Below are 19,104 nucleotides of genomic sequence, written 5' to 3'. Positions count from 1 at the left end.
TTTTAGGCTTATTTATGCATTTTCGTATTGAAGAACGACTGCTTCCACTGCAGCTTTTTCACGGTTAATCAAGTCAACACGCGCTGCAATTTCCTTGATTCCCATACCGATGTTACGGCTAAGAGCAAGGTCAGAAAGTTGTGGCTCAAAGAATTCCTTGTACTCTGCCAAACGTTGCTGAGTCTTAAATACGTGAGCAGGAAGGATAACAAAGCTATCAAAGCTCATATCTCCTCCAAGAGCTGCCTTAATCCAAGCCCAGTTTTCACGCGCCCAAGACCAAGCTGTTTCCTGAGTTGCTTGATGACCTAAGAATTGGTAATACCAAGCAGACAAGTCCTGTGGTTTAACCACAAATTTGTCCTTCCAAGAAGCAATCAAGGTTTGGATATTATCCGCATCTGTACTATAGGCAAGAGCCGCTGCCAACTGACGTTTAAAGACCGCATCTGTTGCGTGAGTATAGGTATCAAGATAAAGTGCTAACAAGTCTTTAGTCTCATGATGTTTCATCTCATTGATCAGAACTTGTGAGCGAATAGCTGCTGGAAGTCCTGCAAGATTCTCCCTGTAAGTCGCTAAGATTTGGCTAGCGACTTGACTAGCTTCTGCATCATTTGAGCGAATCATCATCGAAACAGCCAACTGACGAACCAATTCATCCTCATCTGATTCGCCATCTTTAGCTTCAAAACCAAGACGGTCATAGTTGTGACGAGCTAATTTAGCAACTAGTGCTTTGAAGGCTGTTTCAGCTTCTGTTCCTTCATCGATAAAGCGCTCAAGGGCCGAAATCACTTGAGAAACAGCTGAAACAACAAGGTAAGACTCTTCCTTGGCAAGTTTATCAAGGACTGGGAGCAAGTCTGCATAAGAAATGTGCCCTGCCTCAGCAAGCAAGCGACGTTCTTGAACAATTTGCAGTTTGCTTGTGTTATCAAGTGTCTCTAGCTCAGCAAGAACAGCATCTAACAAGTCTCCTTGATAGTCAGTAATGTAGTGGGCTGTATTTTCTGTGTTGAGGCGAAGTGCTGTTTTGTTTTTAGCAAGAAGGGCTGCATAGCCAGGGATTTCGATACTTTCAGTTTCAAGTGTATCAGGCAAGCCTTTCCAGTTGCTGTTTAGTGGCACAACCCAGAGACGGTTCTTATCTTCGTGCTCACCGATAAAGAATTGTCTTTGTGAAATCTTCAAGACATCATTTTCAACTTTGACAGTGAGAACTGGATAACCAGGTTGTTCCAACCAAGAATCCATGAAGGCTGCGACATCACGTCCAGACGCTTGACCAAGAGCATCCCAAAGGTCACGACCAATTGTATTGCTGTATTGATGTTTTTCAAAGTAGGCATGCAAACCTTTGGCAAAATCGGCATCACCTAGCCAACGGCGAAGCATGTGCATAAGACGACTTCCTTTGGCATAGACGATAGCGCCATCAAAGAGCGTATTGATTTCATCTGGATGTTTAACTTCGACGTGAACAGACTGAACACCATCAGTCGCATCACGTTTCAAGGCAGACGGAACACCACCTGTTTGGAAATCTTCAAAGATATTCCAGCTTGGCTCAATGGCATCCACACAGACGTACTCCATCATATTAGCAAAGCTTTCATTGAGCCAAAGGTCATCCCACCATTTCATAGTAACAAGGTTACCAAACCATTGGTGAGCCAATTCATGGGCTACAACAAGGGCAACTTGTTGACGGCTGGCAAAGGTAGAGTTCTCATCCACAACCAAGTAAACTTCACGGTAGGTCACCAGACCCCAGTTTTCCATAGCTCCAGCCGAGAAGTCAGGAAGGGCGATGTGGAGAGATTGAGGGATTGGGTACCTAACTCCATAGTAATCTTCGTAAAACTCGATTGAGCGAACAGCGATATCCAGTGAGAAATCAAGGTTAGATAGTGGGTGGGCTTTCGTTGAGTAAACACCTACAAGAGTACCGTTTTTAGTCTTAGCCGTCACACCTTGCAAATCACCCGCAACAAAGGCCAACAAGTAAGAAGACATGCGAGGTGTTGTCTCAAACTTCCAGATACCTGTTTCCTTACGATTTTCAACATCGATTTCTGGCATATTAGACAAGGCCAATTCACCTTCGGCTTGGTCAAAACGTAGAGAGAGGTCAAAAGTTGCTTTAGCTTCTGGCTCATCCACACATGGGAAAGCTTCACGCGCAAAATGGCTCTCGAACTGAGTAGACAAGACTTCCTTCTTGACTCCATCAACTGTGTAGTAAGATGGGTAAACCCCTGTCATGTTGTCTGTAATTTTTCCTGAGAAAGCGATAACCACTTCAACTTGACCTGCTTCCGCAAGTTCAAAATGAAGGGCTTCATTGTCATGATCAACCGTAAATGGACGAGCTTGACCTGCAACTTCTACAGAAGCGATTTCCAAGTCTTTTTGATGAAGGGAAATACGGTCACTCTGTGCTTGACCAGTGATGGTCACCTTCCCAGAAAACGTCTTGGTCTCACGACTCAAGTCTAAAAATAAATCATAGTGTTCAGGAACAAATTGCTTAATAAAATGTTCAACTGCTTGCATAGTTTTCTCCTATTCTAAGTTTAAGAGCTGCTGCTCTTCTTCAAACAAACTTATTATAACATGTTTTGCCTAAGAAAAAAGGATTGGACAGCGATTTCCAAAACTTTCTTCCTTCTAATAGTCTACAGGGGGTAGACCTTGCGAAATTCTTCTAAAACAACCTTGCTTTCAGGTGTAAAAGTCAGTCCTGCTTCTCTCAACCACTCGGCGAAAAAATCCTCATGAACCTGACGCCAATAGGCTATGGATTTGTCACCTTCCCCTTCTTTGAAGGCATGGTCAGCTGACACTTGATTGAAAGGCTGAACGGAAACCTTTGTAATTTCAACAATACAGACAGCCTGATTTTGACTGTCTAAAATGACGTCAAAGGTTCCTACTTGCGGAAGGGGTTCATCTTCTAGTGCGTAGAGGTCATAGGCTGACGCTGTTGCTGTCTTTTCTCCTTTTAAAACCAAATCTGCCAAGAGATCTGCTTCCACTCCAAAAGCCCAAGCATCGATTTCATCTCCAATCGAAGGATTGATTTTCTTGTAGGCATTCCACATTTCTTGCGGTGTCATAGGTATCTCCTTTGTAATTTTTTACTTTCTTCTTTTATGTGTTTGAGATGGTCTGGATGGTCAATCTCTAAATTAAAAATATCTGGAATAGAACTGTAATGGAGAATGCATTCGATATCCATCTGATTCATTTTTTGTATAAAAGAAGTGTTCAGATAGCCTGCTACAGCAAAATCAATCTTGTTCTTCCTTGCTTTATCCTTCATCTGTCTCAACATATCTAACATAATTGGATTTTCCATATCATGCCATTGACTGTTTCTCACAGTCGCAAAAACAAAGGAAGTCAAATCATTCATTCCAACTACAATCTTTGAAATGCCCGTTTCCATTATTCTGTCCAAGTCAAAATAAGCTGACGGTAATTCAATCATCGTGGCAATTTTCCCAGTAAAACCCTGCTGACGCAATACTCTAATAGCTTCCTTTAACTGGTCGGCATCATTGACAAAAGGAAAAATAAGAGACAGATTGGGATTGGTTTGATAAACATCTGTAACGACATTTGCTTCATCCTGAAATTCATCCAAGCACGCCAGTAAACGCCTTGTTCCTCTATAGCCAAACAAGGGATGCCCTTCGTCAAAAAACTCTCTAGTCCCCACTAAACAATTGGCTTCTGTATTCGTTAATTCAGAAAAACGATACCAGATCTCCTCATCTGAGTACAAGGAGCAGATAGTCTCTAGATAATCTTTTACAAATTGCTGACAACTTGGTAATAGGATGTTTTGATTAAGCTCTCTCAACAAGTATTCCCCACGAATCATACAGACGTGGTGCAATAGTTGAGGATAAATTTTTTCAACAATTTGTTCTCCGCTAAGAGCAAGTTGATTTTTCATAGCCATTCACCTCGTCTTAAAAGATACAATATCATATATAATTATATGAAACTTTTCTCTAGTTCAAAAGCTTCATAAGGTTCAGCTAACTCATATCCTAAAAATTCTGCTACTTTTTTGGAAGCCTCGTTATGAGCATCCCAAAGTGGAAACATATCTCTATTTAAACTCTCTAGAATCATTGCAGCACCAAGCTTTTTAGCAAATCCATTTCCTTGTTCGTTTGGTCTAGTTGCAACTTCCACTTCAACTGCTTCACGGTAAACTAACCCTGAGGAAATCCCAGCAATCAGTTCATTATTTTTAAGAATCACAAAGCCAAATCCACCTTTTAAAACAAAATCCTGATAGGACTCAAAATCCCCCTGTAAATCCTGTGACCATTCTTCCGTAGAAAAGCAGTTATAAATATGATTATTAATAGGCACAATATTGTAATCTTCCTCTAAATGAGTAACTAGATCATTTAGAAATTTAACTTGAAAATTTGCCTTATCTTTAAAAGAATAGCGAGTAAAAGAATTTAGCCCCACTTTTCGATGCAGAAAATCTTGCCAATTAGTATTTTCTGAAATAATAATCTTATAATCTAAACCATATTTTCTAACAAAATCTTCCCAAAATCTGGAATCCAAGTCCCCTGCTAGGTATAGAAAATTCCCAACATCATAAAAACTTGTTGTCCTATCATTGTTTCGGTAGACAGTTCCAATTTGAGATTTAAGACCATAGAGAACCATATTTTTCTTCCATGTTTTAAATAGTTCCATTATCCCCCTACTTCACTTTCCAATTCATGTAAGAAGTCTTGTCCAGTTCTGGAAGTCCTAATAATTCAGACTTAACCTTCAAGACTAATGGCGATACATTTTCTTCTGTAATCTCTTGAATATCCATCCAAATATATCCAAGTGAATCATTCGCACCATCAGACACAGCTTCCGAAGTCGTAACTTGAGGTGCACTCTCATTCATTTCTACATCATACAAAACCATGACATGGTGAACTATAAAATTTTTTAACTCTTCCCTGACAAAAACATCGTAGATTCGAGGATTGGAGTAACTTTTAACAGTATATCCCGTCTCTTCCATAACTTCTCTAGTCAGCGTTTCCGTCAGTCCTTCTCCAAGTTGCTGACTGCCTCCAGGTAAATCATACCGATGTTGATAAGGGCCTCTCGTTTTTTCAATGCAGAGTAACTTCCCATTTTCAAAGCAAACAGCGTAGACTCCAAAGTGTCTTTTAATTTCCATCAGATCCTCCTACTTCAAAGACCAGCCACCATCTATTGTCAGAATTTGTCCCTGCATGGCAGATGCCTTTCCACTGGCCAAAAAGAGACTGACTTCTGCCACTTCCTCTGATTCAATCCAGCGTTTGATTGGCGTTTCACTAGCCACCCAGTCCGCTAAACCACCTGGTTCAAAGTCGGCAGCGGTCATACCCGTCTTGACTGCTCCTGGAGCAATCCCAAAGACCTGAATCCCAGCTTCTGCATAGTCTATAGCCAACTGCTTTGTAAATCCAGCCAAGGCGTGCTTAGAGGAAGTATAGGCATGACCACCTCCACCAGCTAGGCTTGAAGCAATGGAGCACATATTGATAATGATTCCCTCTTTATTCTCTAACATTTGTGTCAAATAATACCGAGTCAACTCAACAGGAGTCAGATAGTTAATTTCAAAAATTTCTTGAATTTCCTGCGCTGTCTGTTCCAAAAGTGGTTTATAATCGTCCAAAATTCCCGCAGTATTGCACAAAACATCAACCTGAGGACACCAGTCAAAAATAGGCTCTAAGTCCAAGGTCAAATCTCTCTGTAAAAAATGGAAATCACCCTGTAATAGTGGATTTTCACCTTGGTCCACTCCGTAGACTTTATAGCCCTCCTCTAAAAAAAGGCGAGCTTGAGCCAATCCGATACCTGAACTTACCCCTGTAATGAGTACACGCCTAGTCATGCACTTCTACCCAATCCGTCGCCAAAACATCACAAGGTGTCGGGCTCCACATAGAAAAACCTTCTCCTTCGCCAGAAACGTTGATTAGGAAGTAAGGCGTCACTTCAAGTGCAACTCCGTTTTGTTCAATAGTGTCAAAAAGTTGGACATAGTTTTCAGCCCCTCCCCAACCAATTCGTACATATTTTTTCTTAGCCTTTAATCCAGGCAGGATCTCTTCAAATGTCATGTTTTTCTCCTTTAATTCTACATTCTTCATTTAATTATAACAAAAAACCGTTGTGCAACGGCTTTTTGAGTCATTTTAAATCAAAATCAATAAGCATTTTATAATTATAGTCATTTAGTTTTAAAAAAGCGTTCCAAACATTCAAAAATATTTGGAACTTCCCTTAATAAATCAGTCACTTTCTTTTTCAAGATAGCCAAGCTTGCTCAATAGGATTCAAATCTGGTAAATAAGGTGGTAAAGGTAAGAAAAAGTGTTTATCTTGAAGGTAAAGTTCATCCAAGATATGCTTGAGATGAAAACTAGCATTGTCCATAACAATGACATGAGGTGTCTTCAAAGCAGGCAGGAGTTGCGTTTTAAACCACTCCACAAAGAAATCGATTGTCATACTTTCCTTGTAAATCATGGGAGCTATAAACTCTCTGTCTACTTGTCCTGCAGCAATTGAAGTCCGCTCAAAACGCCGTCCGCTAATCTTTTCATAGACTTTCTCCCCTCTAGGAGCCCGTGCATAAGAACGATAGAGGTAGCGGTCGATTTCCGTTTCGTCATTATATACGATTGGTAAATCTTTTAGGCTATTCAAAATATCAAGAAACTCAGCGACTTTCTCTAGATCTTGTTCCTTAGAGCTAATCGTCTTTTTTAAAGTGACATGAATTGCTTTAAAGCTGTCCATACTGAAGGAACAGCGCAATCAAAATGTACCGCAATTTCCCGTAAAAAAGCGTCTGGATGAGCCTCTACAAAGGCTTTCAATTCTTCTAAAGGAATCTTTCGGTTTTTGACGACTCGCTTTTTCCTCTCTAAGTGTACTTGTTCACGTCTTTCTGTTCCCACGTGAAGAAAGTTCTGACGCCAACATCAAAAACTTTGGCTGCCTCGACATGGCTGTGGTCCTTTTTGATGTAATCTAAGGCTCCTTGTTTAAAATCTCTACTATATGCCATAGATTTATTAGACCATGCTTATTTTAAACTAAGCAACTATATCATGTCTTGAACTGACTATTTTATATATTGTCTTACTTCGTCTTCACAAAAATATATCAAAAATCAAAAGCGCTTAGGAAAAAACTCCATTTCATGAGAGAATGCAATAAATCTTCCCACAATAAAACGCATAATATCAAGTTTTTTTGAACTCCTGATATCATGCGTTTTTCTGTTCTTAAAATATTTTTTCTCAGTTTCTTGTTGTCACAAGTTCATCTTCAAAGTCCTTGATTTTGAGTAAATCTAAAATCAAATTTTATCCGACTGACCCTTCCATTTCATAGCTAATCAAGCGGTTGAGCTCAACGGCGTATTCCATTGGAAGTTCTTTAGTGAAGGGTTCAACAAATCCCATGACAATCATCTCAGTTGCCTCAGATTCTGACAATCCACGACTCATGAGGTAATAGAGTTGTTCTTCTGAAATCTTAGAAACCTTGGCTTCGTGTTCCAAAGCAACTTGTGAGTTGTGGATTTCATTAAATGGAATAGTATCTGATGCTGACAAGTCATCCATGATAATGGTGTCACACTCGATGTGAGAAACAGATTTCTTAGAGTTTTTGTTAAAGGTTACTTGTCCACGGTAGTCAACCTTTCCTCCACCTTTAGCGATGGATTTAGATACGATAGACGAGCTAGTATGTGGAGCGTTGTGGATCATCTTAGCTCCAGTATCCTGGTGTTGCCCTGCATTGGCAAAAGCGATCGAAAGCATGGTACCACGCGCCCCTTCTCCATCTAGGTAAACAGATGGGTATTTCATAGTTGTTTTGGCACCCAAGTTTCCATCAATCCACTCAACCGTGGCATCCTTTTGAGCTTTAGCACGTTTCGTTACCAAGTTATAAACGTTATCAGACCAGTTTTGGATGGTTGTATAACGCATATAAGCTCCATCCAAGGCAAAGATTTCTACGATGGCCGCATGCAAGCTGTTACTTGAATAAGTTGGTGCTGTACAGCCCTCTACGTAGTGGACACTTGCTCCTTCATCAACGATAATCAAAGTACGTTCAAACTGACCAGTATTTTCGTTATTGATACGGAAGTAGGTTTGAAGTGGAATATCTACCTTGACCCCTTTTGGTACGTAGATAAAGGTTCCACCTGACCATACTGCTGAGTTAAGGGCAGCCAACTTGTTATCTGTTGGTGGTACCAACTTGGCAAAGTATTGTTTAAACAAGTCTGGGTATTCTTTAAGAGCAGAATCCGTATCTGTAAAGATAATCCCCAATTTCTGGAACTCTTCCTTCATATTGTGGTAAACCACTTCTGACTCGTACTGGGCAGAGGCACCAGCTAGATAAGCACGCTCAGCTTCTGGAATCCCAATACGTTCAAAGGTTTCTTTAATCTTTTCAGGAACATCATCCCAAGAACGGGCTGGTTTATCAGATGGTTTTTGGTAGTAGATCAAGTCATCAAAATCAATCTCTGACAAGTCTGCTCCCCAAGTTTGCATGGGCATTTTTTTAAATGTTTCGTAAGACTTCAAACGGAACTCTAACATCCACTCAGGTTCTCCCTTTGCAGCTGATAGTTCACGAATGACATCTTCATTCAATCCTTTTCCTGTCGATAGGACAGGCTTTACATCATCATGGAAACCAAATTTATATTCACCAAGGTCAATTGGTTTTGGTTCTACTCTTTCTTCAGCCATAATATCCTTTCTTTCTTCATTTCTAATGATTCATAAGACAAAAGAAACTTGTCTTACTGATTTTCTTGATTTTCAATTGTTTTCTTCAGGGCGTTCCAAGCTAGGGTTGCACACTTGATTCGTTGAGGAAATTTGGCAACGCCTGATAAGAAAGCTGCATCTCCAAGTTGGTCTTGACGCTCATCTTTTTGCCCTTGAACCATTTCAGAAAAAATAGTCGCAAGTTCTAAAACTTCTTGCTTGGTCTTTCCTAAGACTGCATCTGTCATCATACTAGCAGAGGCAGTCGAGATGGTACAACCTGAGTTTAGAAAAGCGATATCCTCCAAGCAGTCATCTGCATTAAACTTGACAGAGAGGTTGATGACATCCCCACAGGTTGGATTGTTAAGACTGATTTGTTCAGCATCATCCAACTTCCCTTGATGATGTGGATTTTTCGAATGGTCCGCTACCACTGCCATATAAAGGCTATCTAGTTTAGAAAGTGCCATTGAAAAACTCCTTTGTCTTTTGTAGGGCATCGACCAGCTTGTCACAATCTGCCTTAGTATTGTAGATATAAAAACTTGCTCGGGCTGTTGCTGGAACTTCCAAATACTGGAGCAAAGGTTGAGCGCAATGATGACCTGCGCGAACAGCTACACCTTCATAATCCAAAGCAGTCGCAAGGTCGTGAGGATGAAGGTCGCCTAGGTTAAAGGCAATGACACCTGAACGTTTAGCCAAGTTCTGAGAACCGTAAATAGTCAATCCTTCAATCGCCTGCAGTTTTGGATAGACGTATGCGATTAATTCCTGTTCATGAGCTTCAATAGCATCCATACCAATCTTTTCCAGATAATCCACTGCCGCAGCAAGTCCAATTGCACCTGCCATATTAGGAGTTCCAGCCTCAAATTTCCATGGCAATTCCTTCCAACTAGCAGATTGCTCATAGACGAAATCAATCATTTCGCCACCAAATTCAAGAGGTGACATTTGTTCCAGATACTTTTCTTTACCGTAAAGAACACCGATACCAGTCGGACCAGCCATCTTGTGACCTGAAAAGGCAAAGAAGTCCACATCCAAATCCTGAACATCAATCTTCATATGAGGAGTAGACTGAGCACCATCCACCACCATGATAGCTCCAACTTGATGGGATAATTGGGTGATTTCTTTGATTGGATTGACCACACCAAGAACATTGGAGGCGTGAGCAAGGGAGACAAACTTAACCTTATCAGTCAATTTAACTCGCAAATCATCCATATCCAGAGCTCCGTCCTTGAGATAAACATAGACAAGCTCTGCCCCAGTCTTGCGGCAGGCTTCCTGCCAAGGAATGATATTAGAATGGTGTTCCATGACGGAAATCAAGACCTGGTCTCCCTCAGTCAAGACTTCCTCAGCATAACGCGCTACCCAGTTCAGACTGGTTGTCGTTCCTCTAGTAAAGAGAACTTCCTTTGTAGACCCTGCATTGATAAACTTACGAATGGTTTCACGAGCCGCCTCATAAGAAGCTGTCGCCCGTTCTGCCAAGGTATGAACGCCACGATGAACATTGGCATTGTCGTTCTCATAGTAGCGGTTAATCGTCTCCAGAACTGCTAGTGGTTTTTGTGTCGTCGCAGCATTGTCCAAATAGACCAATGGTTCATCATTAACAATCTGGTCTAAAATTGGAAAATCCTTGCGAATCACTTCTACATCTAACATCGACTTCCCCTTAGCGTTTTGACAATTTTTCTTCGATAGTTGCAATCATTTCATCACGAACTTCCTTGACTGGAATCTCAACGATAACAGAGCCAAGGAAACCACGGACAACCAAACGTTCTGCAGTTGCCTTATCTAAACCACGGCTCATGAGGTAGTACATGTCTTCTGGATCTACCTGACCGATAGAAGCCGCGTGTCCTGCAGTTACGTCATTTTCATCAATCAAAAGAATTGGATTGGCATCTGAACGAGCTTGGTCTGAAAGCATGAGAACACGACTTTCTTGTTGCGCATCTGCTCCTTTAGCACCCTTGATGATGTGGCCAATACCGTTGAAAGTTAAAGTCGCTTTCTCAAGAATAACCCCATGTTGGAGGATATTTCCGATTGAGTTGCAACCATAGTTAGTCACTCGAGTATCAATTCCTTGTACCTGACGGCCACTTGAAAGAGCTACGACTTTAAGATCCGCATGGCTACCATTTCCAATCAAGTCGCTATCAAAGTCCGCAACGACGTTCCCTTCGTTCATGACACCGATAGCCCAGTCAATACTTGCATCGTTGCCTAATTTACCACGACGGCTAATGTAAGCAGTGACGTTTTCACCTAGACGGTCAATCGCAGCAAACTTCACTTGAGCACCAGAACGTGCAATCACTTCAACTGTGATATTTGCAGTTGCCTTAGCACTACCTCCACCACGTGACTCTAAACGTTCCAGATAACTAATCTTAGAATTTTTACCAGCGATAATCATAATATGCTTGTTAAACGGCACATCGCTATCACTATCTTGGTAGAAAATACCTTCGATTGGCTCTATGATTTCTACGTTATCTGGAATATAGAGTACAGCCCCACTGTTAAAGTAAGCTGTGTGGTAGGCTGCCAACTTATCATCGTCATACTTAACAGATGACATGAAGAATTCTTCGATCAACTCTGGAATTTCTTCTAAAGCTGAATGGAAGTCTGTAAAGACCACCCCTTGTTCAGCCAACTCAACTGGAATTTGTTCGAAAACAGTTTGAGTTCCAACCTGCACCAATTTCAAGTGGTTATCTAAAGCAGTGAAATCAGGAACATTTGTTGATGGCTCACTTTCTGTAATCGTTCCATCACCCAGATTCCAACGGTGGAATTTGACACGCTCAATAACTGGTAATTCCAAAGTCTCAATCTTGTCAAAAGCTTTTTGACGGAGGTCAGCCAACCAGCTTGGTTCAGCGTGCATTTCTGAAAAAAGTTTAATATTTTCTTTAGTCATTTACTTCTCCTAAAAGATACGAGGGAATTACAATTCTTCCTTGTAATCGTAGCCAAGTTCTTCAGCTAGTTTTGCGTATCCTTCACGTTCCAAACGCGCAGCCAATTCTGGACCACCTGAAAGGACAACACGACCTTCCATCATCACGTGTACCACATCAGGTGTGATGTAGTTCAAAAGACGTTGGTAGTGAGTGATAATCATAGCACCAAAGCCTTCACCACGCATAGCATTAACACCTTTAGAAACAACTTTAAGGGCGTCAATATCAAGACCAGAGTCAATCTCATCCAAAAGGGCAAAAGTTGGTTCCAACATCAAGAGTTGAAGAATTTCATTACGTTTTTTCTCACCACCAGAGAAACCTTCGTTGAGGTAACGCTCTGCCATTTCTTCTTTCATGTTGAGCAGTTCCATCTTCTCGTCTAACTTAGTGATAAACTCACGAACTGAAATCTTTTCATCATCTTCCTTACCAGCATTCATTGCTGCACGAAGAAACTCAGCATTGGTAATTCCAGGAATTTCTGATGGATATTGCATAGCAAGGAAAAGTCCCATACGCGCACGCTCGTCCACTTCCAACTCAAGGATGTTTACGCCATCAAACAAAACTTCACCTTTGGTAACTTCATAGTTTGGATTTCCCATGATAGCGGCAGAAAGAGTTGATTTACCAGTACCATTTGGTCCCATGATAGCGGCAATTTCTCCTGTTTTCAGGGTCAGGTTAACCCCTTTTAAAATTTCTTTTCCTTCAATCTCAACGTGAAGATCTTTGATCTCTAATACTGACATGATAGTTCCTTTCTTTTTCAAGACCTTTACAGTTCTTACTGGAAACATACTTGATTTCCCTAGAAAATACGGTAAAAGGTCAATAAATATACTTTTATAGTATAACAAAAAAAAGCCTAAAAGGCTTTGATTTTGTCTAGAAGCTGAGGACTAGTCTTTTCCTTTTAAATGCTTGTCAATGACATCTACTATTTTGCCCATCAAGTAACTGACTCGAAAATTTCTAAAGAGTAAAATGGCCCAAAAGGCTGCCATAATATAGCGACCAGTCATCCAGGCTTCATTGAAAAAATAGGTCTCAGCAGCTGTAAACAGTGCGATGATAATAAATTGTTGTCTATTCATAAACTTATTGTATCATGAAATCTTTCTTTAGTCTTCCTCTACCTTCACTTTATCAGCCAAAAATTCAAATCCTTCTGGAATCAGGCTTTCTTCTACTTCTTTTTCAGTTTGAGAAGATTTGGCTTTGGCTGAAAAGGCTGCGCGAACTTCTTTCCATTCCTCCATGGAAATGGCTAAAATCTCAGGTGAAAAACCTGCTGCCTGACTGAGGATATTGCCAAACATGGTGTTGAGATTGTCTCGTTTCATGGTTTGACCAGCATTGAAGTTAGATTCAAAAGCAAGAATGGCATGGTGTTCATTGGCCGCAACCGGTTGAGAACCAACTAGCAGAGCCTTATCAGGGCCTCCTAGACTTTCAATCACCTCTCCCCAGGCATTCTGCAAACGAATCAGATTTTGACGTGCTAAATCAGGATTTTCGACAGCCTCTTGTAAGATAGATTGAACTTTATTGCGATCCACACGATAGACTGTCTTACCTGCCGCTGGACGACTAGGAGCTGGGGTTATTGGCTTGGGCACCGTTCCCACATTGGCGAGTTCTTGTTTGAGACGGGCAACTTCCTGTCTAAGTGCAGAAATTTCATGTTCAACCGCCCCTGAAAGAGCTGGTTCAAGCTTGATTTCTGCCAAACGGATGGTCATCATCTCAGCGTAAATCTTGGGCTGCAAACTAGACTTAATATCTGCTAAACTGACTGTCGCCAAGCGAATCATTTCAAACAGATTTTCTTGAGGAAGTGTCAAATTTTCTACAAAGACTGGACTATGATGAGTGTTTTCTCCCCCTGTTTGGACAATTAACAAGTCTCTTAAATAGTGCAAAAGGTCGGTCACAAAACGAGTCATGCTCTTACCATTGTCAAAGAGAAGATTTAAGCAAGCTAAGGCTTTGGGAACATCCTGTTGAGACAAGGCGGCCACATAATCATCCAAGGCTGATAGGCTAATGGTGCCAGTAATTTCTTCAGAGATAGCAGTCGTCAGCTCATTTCCCTGTGTCAAACTCAGGGCTTGATCCAAAATAGACAAGGCGTCTCGCATTCCACCTTCAGCTCGTCTAGCAATGACTTCCACAGCCTCTGGTTCAGAACTGATATTTTCTTTATCTAAGATATAGTGGATATGTTCCTTAATATCCTGTGTTTTAATTGATTTAAATTCAAAACGTTGCACACGGGATAGAATAGTGGCAGGAATCTTGTGCAATTCAGTAGTAGCTAAAATAAAGACCACATTCTGTGTTGGCTCTTCCAGCGTCTTTAGAAGAGCATTAAAAGCCCCTGTAGACAGCATGTGAACCTCATCTATGATATAAACCTTATAACGAGCAAGGCTAGGCGCATAGGTAGATTTATCACGAATTTCACGAATTTCATCAACCCCATTATTAGAGGCCGCATCCATTTCGATGACATCTTCTAAACTACCATCCGTCACTGCCTGACAGATATAGCAGTTATTACATGGTTCACCACCCACTTGATTGGGACAGTTCATAGCCTTGGCAAAAATCTTAGCCACACTGGTTTTTCCCGTTCCACGAGGACCAGAAAAAAGATAAGCGTGACTTATTTTCTCTTGCTCTACCGCTTGTTTAAGAGTCTTAGCCACAACTTCTTGACCAACCAACTGAGAGAAGTTTTGACTTCTATATTTTCGATAAAGTGCTTGATACATTAGGCTTTCTCCTCAAACATTATAAAGTCCCATTCTGTCTTTTCAAGCAAAATAGCGACAAATTGTTCCAAATAATCTCGATCCATAGCATCATAATCATCAATCTCTGAAGAATCCAGATCCAGAACACCAAGTAATTGACCTTTCTTTACCATCGGCACGACAATTTCACTTTTAGCACGACTATCACAAGAAATATAGTTGGGATAAGTTGTTACATCTCCAACTAGAACAGTTTCCTGAAAGTGAGCTGCCTCCCCACAAACACCCTTTCCAAGTGCAATACGGATGCAGGAAACACCACCTTGAAAGGGACCCAAAACCAATTCCTTTCCATCGAACAAATAAAAGCCTGCAAATACAGTATTAGGAAAGCGTGATTTTAGAAGAGCACTGGCGTTGGAAAGATTTGCCAAAACATTGGTTTCGCCTTCCAATAAAAAAGAGAGTTCTTCATTTAACATTTGATAACGTGATTGTTTTTCTGATTCTAACATAGAACTATTATATCAAAAAAGGCTTACAGACAAAAGAAAAATCCCTTGTTTAGAAAACAAAGGATTTTGTGAATTTTCAATTTGATTAAAGTTCGATATCACCGAACAAGTCAGCCATTGAGAATCCTGTTTGTGTTTCTGGAAGTTCGAAATCACGTTTTTCTTGACGTTTTGGACGACGTGGACGAGCAGCACGTTTTTCTTCTTTTTGTCCTTCTTCTTGAGCTGGACGCTCTTCAAGAGCTTTAATAGAAAGTGATACACGTTCTGCATCTGCGTTAACTTCAAGAACTTTAACTTGAACTTCTTGACCAACTTTAAGAGCTTCTTTTGGATTTTCAATACGTTTGTGTGAAATTTGTGATACGTGAACAAGTCCATCGATACCTGGCAATACTTCAACAAATGCACCGAAGTCAGTCAAACGTTTAACTGTTCCTTCTACTACATCACCTTTAGCCAATTTTTGCTCAACGCCATCCCATGGTCCAGGTGTTGTTGCTTTAAGTGAAAGTGATACACGTCCTTCTTCTTCGTTAAGATCAAGGATTTTCACTTCAATCTCTTCACCAACAGTTACAACTGATTTTGGTGATACGTTACGCTCGTGTGACAATTCAGTCAAGTGAACCAATCCGTCAACACCACCAAGGTCGATGAAAGCACCAAAGCTTGTGATACGTGCAACTTTACCAGTTACAACATCACCAACAGCCAATTTACCGAATACTTCAGCGCGAGCTGCTGCAGTAGCTGCTTCAACAACTTCACGACGTGAAAGGATAAAGCGGTTTTCTTTAGCGTCAACTTCTTTGATTTTAGCGTCAAATTCTTGACCTACAAAACGCTCAGTGTTACGTACGAAACGAGTATCCAACATTGAAGCTGGGATAAATCCACGAACACCTTCAAATTCTACTGAAAGTCCACCTTTAACGGCACGAGTTCCTTTAACAGTAACAACTTCTTCTTCGCGACCAACAAGTTTGTCCCATGCTTTGCGAGCTTCAAGGCGTTTTTTAGATACAAGGTATGTAACTGTATCAGTATCTTTACCAACTACTTGACGAAGTACAAGAACATCCAATACTTCTCCTACTTTAACAAAGTCATTGATATCTGCATCGCGATCGTTTGTCAATTCGCGAAGAGTCAAGACACCTTCAACACCAGTTCCAGAGATTGCAACGTTAGCTTGAGTCGCATCAACTGTCAATACTTCAGCACTAACAACATCACCAGTTTCAACTTGGCTAACGCTATTTAGCAAATCTTCAAATTCGTTCATCTAAAAAATCCTCCAACAATCAAGTTTTTCTTAAACTTGACATACTTATAATTTTTTTCCTAAGCACCCGCAAGGACATGTTCATATCATTCACGTCTTTCAATTATAAAAATAAAATACCCTAAGATATTTTGCTTTTTATCTTGATTATTACCTAAGAACTGGGGTAGCTGGATTCGAACCAACGCATGAGGGAGTCAAAGTCCCTTGCCTTACCGCTTGGCTATACCCCATTGATAAAATGGAGAGAGAGGGATTCGAACCCCCGAACCCGAAGGAGCGGATTTACAGTCCGCCGCGTTTAGCCTCTTCGCTATCTCTCCTACAATCAACATGGACTATTATATCATGAAAATTTCAAAAAAACAAGACTTATTTTGCTAAATTATAATTTTCAATCAAAATTTCCACAGCTTTTTCCAATTTTTTATAAAAACTATCGACATTCCCATTCTTTATGATAGCAAATTGTCCGTCTAATTCGGCAATTTCTCCGATAACTTTTTTACCAATAGTCAACGTATAACCTTCAAAACTGTCTTTTCCTACATTAACTTTAGCATCTGCTACTTGAATTTCAATTTTTTTATCTTTCTTGCTCATTTCATACCTCTCTTCACTTTTTCTATTTTACAAGAAAATCCTAAAACTAGCAAGAAAAAACTCTATATCAGGCTTGTCTGACATAGAGTTTTCTACTTTATTTAATATGCTTTTCTAGTTCTTTTTGGTATTTACTATTGGATTCCAATTTTTCTTTTTGCCATTTTTTAAGAGCTTCGTCATATTCTTTTGTTGTAACAATATCTTTTTGCAATCTCATTCCTTTAAAGATATATGGATCCCCCTTAATACCAACTTGTGAGTATGGTTTTGAGAATGGTACTACGTTACTTACAACTGGAGAACCTCCAGATGAAGCTGTTGGCATCAATAATGAACTATCTGTCAACCAAGCTTGAGCTTTGGCATATTTTTCATATCTCTTCTCTAAGTCAGTGGTCTCAGAAACAGCATCTTCTAACAATTTCTTATATTGATCCAAACCAAGTTTAGCCACAACATCCTTATCTTTTCCTTTCGTAATACCAAGGTGTTTCATGGCAGAACCAGATTTTGGATCCATAATATTCAAGTAAGACGCTGGATCTTGATAGCTTGGAGCCCATCCTGTACTGTTCAAATCATAGTCTTTTTGAGAAGGAACACGCGCTTGTGATGTAATCGTTTCTTTTTCATTATCTGTCATTTGAAGTACATCGATGATAACATTTTCAGCACCAAGAGTTGATTCAATAGACTGTTTGAAAGAGTTGCTTTGTTGAACGGCGATAGTATCTGTTTGTTCAACCGGGACATCCAAGTGAATTGGGAAGGTTACCCCTTTAGATTCCAAGTCTTTCTTAGCTTTTTCGAAAGCAGCTTTAGCCTTGTCAGGGTTGTAGATAGAATCCTTACCATCCACTAACTCAACGCCTTTCCATTGGTCACCATAGTTCACCAACTCTGCTTGAGCGATTTGACCAAAGTTCTTACCACCAGCTTGCACAAAGTTATCTGGAACTAGACTATTACGAATAATCTTGTCCGCACCATCTTCACCGTTTAGCTGGGCAGCATACGAATGACGGTTGAAGGCAAAGTTGATAGCCTGACGGAAGTCCTTATTAAGCATAGCTTCTTTTGTAGAAGTCTTTTGCTCTTCACTTGTTTTCGCAGTTTTATTGTATGACTGACGATTTACGTTAAAAGTAAAGTAATAACTACTTGAGTCCTGTGGGCTATAAGTGATTTTATCTCCGTATTGTTCCAAAGTTGAAGCAAAGTTTGAGCTACTTGGGAAGAGACGGGCTGTCGTATAAGCACCAGAGGAGAAGCTACGGATCAAAGACTCCTGATCTGAACCATCGTAGTAGGTCAATTTAATCTTCTCGATTTTAACATTTTCTTTATCCCAGTAATTTGGATTTTTTTCATATTCAATCAAAGATTTAGAAGTCAATGTTTTTAAGAAATAAGGACCATTGTAGAGAATCCCTGCTGGGCTAACCTCTCCGTAATTCTTTCCTGATGCCTTCAAAAACTCTTCATTTACAGGCAACATCGTCGCTGTTGTAACTTTTGAATTCCAGAAACTTTCTGGCGCATTCAATGTATACTCAACTGTATAGTCATCCAAAGCTTTAACACCAACTGTAGAGAAATCATTGGTTTCACCAGTCATGTAGGCGTCCAAGCCCTTGATGGAATTTTGGATGAGAGAGACACCGTCTGACTTACCATCAGCCACGTGTTTTAGTCCTGTCACAAAGTCATGGGCTGTTACTTCTGCGTATTCTTCACCTTCTGAAGTGTACCATTTCACTCCTTTACGAAGTTTATAGGTATAAGTCAAACCATCTTTTGAGACAGACCAATCTTCAGCCAAAGAAGGAATAACATTACCATATTTATCATTTTCCATCAAACCATCAACGACATTCCCGATAATATCTGTTGTGGATGTACGCGTTGCTATGCTGTAGTCCAAGGATGCTGGATCCACTGCATAAACATAAGAAAATGTTGTCGGAGCATCTGCTTCTTTATCAGCTTTTCCACAGGCTGCTAAAAGAGCTGTTGTGCTTAGGATAAGTCCTGTTGTTAAAATCCACTTTTTTGATTTCATAAAAATCTCCTTTAATA

17 protein-coding genes, 2 tRNA genes and 2 pseudogenes are annotated in these 19,104 nt (G+C 40.3%); all 21 read right to left on the bottom strand.

Annotated elements, in window-relative coordinates:
• Positions 1 to 12: 12 nt before the first annotated feature.
• Positions 13 to 2,559 carry a M1 family metallopeptidase gene (locus tag HT714_RS08560; RefSeq protein WP_173226551.1) on the bottom strand — a complete coding sequence of 849 codons (2,547 nt, stop codon included), beginning with the start codon at positions 2,557 to 2,559 and terminating at the stop codon, positions 13 to 15.
• Between the two features lie 122 nt (positions 2,560 to 2,681).
• Positions 2,682 to 3,122 (bottom strand): ASCH domain-containing protein, encoded by a 441-nt coding sequence (locus tag HT714_RS08555; protein WP_173226553.1) that lies wholly within the window; start codon positions 3,120 to 3,122, stop codon positions 2,682 to 2,684.
• A pseudogene (locus HT714_RS08550) lies at positions 3,064 to 3,967 on the bottom strand (putative PEP-binding protein). Before HT714_RS08550 ends, HT714_RS08555 begins: the two are co-directional and overlap by 59 nt.
• A gap of 41 nt (positions 3,968 to 4,008) precedes the next feature.
• Positions 4,009 to 4,737, bottom strand: a complete 729-nt coding sequence (locus HT714_RS08545) for a GNAT family N-acetyltransferase (RefSeq protein WP_173226557.1) — start codon at positions 4,735 to 4,737, stop codon at positions 4,009 to 4,011.
• 7 nt (positions 4,738 to 4,744) lie between these two features.
• Complete coding sequence (locus tag HT714_RS08540; RefSeq protein WP_173226559.1) at positions 4,745 to 5,224, bottom strand: NUDIX hydrolase; 480 nt, start codon at positions 5,222 to 5,224, stop codon at positions 4,745 to 4,747.
• Between the two features lie 9 nt (positions 5,225 to 5,233).
• Positions 5,234 to 5,932 carry a 3-oxoacyl-ACP reductase gene (locus HT714_RS08535; RefSeq protein WP_173251785.1) on the bottom strand — a complete coding sequence of 233 codons (699 nt, stop codon included), beginning with the start codon at positions 5,930 to 5,932 and terminating at the stop codon, positions 5,234 to 5,236.
• Entirely contained in the window at positions 5,925 to 6,161 is a 237-nt protein-coding gene (locus tag HT714_RS08530) for a DUF2829 domain-containing protein (RefSeq protein ID WP_000141907.1), read from the bottom strand. The genes HT714_RS08535 and HT714_RS08530 overlap by 8 nt, the downstream gene beginning before the upstream one ends.
• A gap of 110 nt (positions 6,162 to 6,271) precedes the next feature.
• Positions 6,272 to 7,114 (bottom strand): annotated as a pseudogene (locus HT714_RS09810) (IS630 family transposase).
• A 301-nt stretch (positions 7,115 to 7,415) separates the two neighbouring features.
• A complete protein-coding gene (gene sufB, locus HT714_RS08510) occupies positions 7,416 to 8,828 on the bottom strand; it encodes a Fe-S cluster assembly protein SufB (protein WP_173226571.1) in 1,413 nt (470 codons plus the stop codon).
• Between the two features lie 53 nt (positions 8,829 to 8,881).
• Complete coding sequence (gene sufU, locus HT714_RS08505) at positions 8,882 to 9,322, bottom strand: Fe-S cluster assembly sulfur transfer protein SufU (RefSeq protein WP_173226573.1); 441 nt, start codon at positions 9,320 to 9,322, stop codon at positions 8,882 to 8,884.
• Positions 9,309 to 10,535: a cysteine desulfurase gene (locus tag HT714_RS08500; protein WP_173226575.1), complete on the bottom strand. Its 1,227-nt coding sequence runs from the start codon at positions 10,533 to 10,535 to the stop codon at positions 9,309 to 9,311. The genes sufU and HT714_RS08500 overlap by 14 nt, the downstream gene beginning before the upstream one ends.
• Before the next feature lie 10 nt (positions 10,536 to 10,545).
• Positions 10,546 to 11,808: a Fe-S cluster assembly protein SufD gene (sufD, locus tag HT714_RS08495; RefSeq protein ID WP_173226576.1), complete on the bottom strand. Its 1,263-nt coding sequence runs from the start codon at positions 11,806 to 11,808 to the stop codon at positions 10,546 to 10,548.
• Between the two features lie 27 nt (positions 11,809 to 11,835).
• Positions 11,836 to 12,606, bottom strand: coding sequence for a Fe-S cluster assembly ATPase SufC (gene sufC / locus HT714_RS08490; RefSeq protein ID WP_000114489.1), 771 nt, complete (start codon positions 12,604 to 12,606; stop codon positions 11,836 to 11,838).
• 150 nt (positions 12,607 to 12,756) lie between these two features.
• Positions 12,757 to 12,951, bottom strand: coding sequence for a DUF3272 domain-containing protein (locus HT714_RS08485; protein ID WP_173226578.1), 195 nt, complete (start codon positions 12,949 to 12,951; stop codon positions 12,757 to 12,759).
• A 27-nt stretch (positions 12,952 to 12,978) separates the two neighbouring features.
• A complete protein-coding gene (gene dnaX, locus HT714_RS08480; protein ID WP_173226580.1) occupies positions 12,979 to 14,634 on the bottom strand; it encodes a DNA polymerase III subunit gamma/tau in 1,656 nt (551 codons plus the stop codon).
• On the bottom strand, positions 14,634 to 15,131 hold the full coding sequence (locus HT714_RS08475; protein WP_173226582.1) for a GAF domain-containing protein: 498 nt from the start codon (positions 15,129 to 15,131) through the stop codon (positions 14,634 to 14,636). The genes dnaX and HT714_RS08475 overlap by 1 nt, the downstream gene beginning before the upstream one ends.
• A gap of 85 nt (positions 15,132 to 15,216) precedes the next feature.
• Positions 15,217 to 16,419, bottom strand: a complete 1,203-nt coding sequence (gene rpsA, locus HT714_RS08470) for a 30S ribosomal protein S1 (RefSeq protein WP_001001631.1) — start codon at positions 16,417 to 16,419, stop codon at positions 15,217 to 15,219.
• 161 nt (positions 16,420 to 16,580) lie between these two features.
• A tRNA-Gln gene (locus tag HT714_RS08465) sits at positions 16,581 to 16,652 on the bottom strand.
• 9 nt (positions 16,653 to 16,661) lie between these two features.
• Positions 16,662 to 16,742 (bottom strand) — tRNA-Tyr (locus tag HT714_RS08460).
• A gap of 49 nt (positions 16,743 to 16,791) precedes the next feature.
• Complete coding sequence (locus tag HT714_RS08455) at positions 16,792 to 17,022, bottom strand: DUF2969 domain-containing protein (RefSeq protein ID WP_000037113.1); 231 nt, start codon at positions 17,020 to 17,022, stop codon at positions 16,792 to 16,794.
• A 97-nt stretch (positions 17,023 to 17,119) separates the two neighbouring features.
• Complete coding sequence (locus HT714_RS08450; RefSeq protein ID WP_173226584.1) at positions 17,120 to 19,087, bottom strand: peptide ABC transporter substrate-binding protein; 1,968 nt, start codon at positions 19,085 to 19,087, stop codon at positions 17,120 to 17,122.
• Between the last annotated feature and the right edge of the window lie 17 nt (positions 19,088 to 19,104).

Source organism: Streptococcus sp. 3705 (assembly GCF_013277145.1).
GTDB lineage: Bacteria > Bacillota > Bacilli > Lactobacillales > Streptococcaceae > Streptococcus.
The sequence above is the reverse complement of the archived record's forward strand: the minus strand, read 5'-3'. Positions and strand labels throughout refer to the sequence as shown.

What these genes read in the sequence shown, in the direction of transcription:
- sufU (WP_173226573.1), bottom strand. Translation starts at nt 9,322, where the DNA reads ATGGCACTTTCTAAACTAGATAGCCTTTATATGGCAGTGGTAGCGGAC.
- HT714_RS08545 (WP_173226557.1), bottom strand. Translation starts at nt 4,737, where the DNA reads ATGGAACTATTTAAAACATGGAAGAAAAATATGGTTCTCTATGGTCTT.
- sufD (WP_173226576.1), bottom strand. Translation starts at nt 11,808, where the DNA reads ATGACTAAAGAAAATATTAAACTTTTTTCAGAAATGCACGCTGAACCA.
- sufB (WP_173226571.1), bottom strand. Translation starts at nt 8,828, where the DNA reads ATGGCTGAAGAAAGAGTAGAACCAAAACCAATTGACCTTGGTGAATAT.
- dnaX (WP_173226580.1), bottom strand. Translation starts at nt 14,634, where the DNA reads ATGTATCAAGCACTTTATCGAAAATATAGAAGTCAAAACTTCTCTCAG.
- HT714_RS08475 (WP_173226582.1), bottom strand. Translation starts at nt 15,131, where the DNA reads ATGTTAGAATCAGAAAAACAATCACGTTATCAAATGTTAAATGAAGAA.
- HT714_RS08560 (WP_173226551.1), bottom strand. Translation starts at nt 2,559, where the DNA reads ATGCAAGCAGTTGAACATTTTATTAAGCAATTTGTTCCTGAACACTAT.
- HT714_RS08450 (WP_173226584.1), bottom strand. Translation starts at nt 19,087, where the DNA reads ATGAAATCAAAAAAGTGGATTTTAACAACAGGACTTATCCTAAGCACA.
- sufC (WP_000114489.1), bottom strand. Translation starts at nt 12,606, where the DNA reads ATGTCAGTATTAGAGATCAAAGATCTTCACGTTGAGATTGAAGGAAAA.
- rpsA (WP_001001631.1), bottom strand. Translation starts at nt 16,419, where the DNA reads ATGAACGAATTTGAAGATTTGCTAAATAGCGTTAGCCAAGTTGAAACT.
- HT714_RS08555 (WP_173226553.1), bottom strand. Translation starts at nt 3,122, where the DNA reads ATGACACCGCAAGAAATGTGGAATGCCTACAAGAAAATCAATCCTTCG.
- HT714_RS08485 (WP_173226578.1), bottom strand. Translation starts at nt 12,951, where the DNA reads ATGAATAGACAACAATTTATTATCATCGCACTGTTTACAGCTGCTGAG.
- HT714_RS08500 (WP_173226575.1), bottom strand. Translation starts at nt 10,535, where the DNA reads ATGTTAGATGTAGAAGTGATTCGCAAGGATTTTCCAATTTTAGACCAG.
- HT714_RS08530 (WP_000141907.1), bottom strand. Translation starts at nt 6,161, where the DNA reads ATGACATTTGAAGAGATCCTGCCTGGATTAAAGGCTAAGAAAAAATAT.
- HT714_RS08535 (WP_173251785.1), bottom strand. Translation starts at nt 5,932, where the DNA reads ATGACTAGGCGTGTACTCATTACAGGGGTAAGTTCAGGTATCGGATTG.
- HT714_RS08540 (WP_173226559.1), bottom strand. Translation starts at nt 5,224, where the DNA reads ATGGAAATTAAAAGACACTTTGGAGTCTACGCTGTTTGCTTTGAAAAT.
- HT714_RS08455 (WP_000037113.1), bottom strand. Translation starts at nt 17,022, where the DNA reads ATGAGCAAGAAAGATAAAAAAATTGAAATTCAAGTAGCAGATGCTAAA.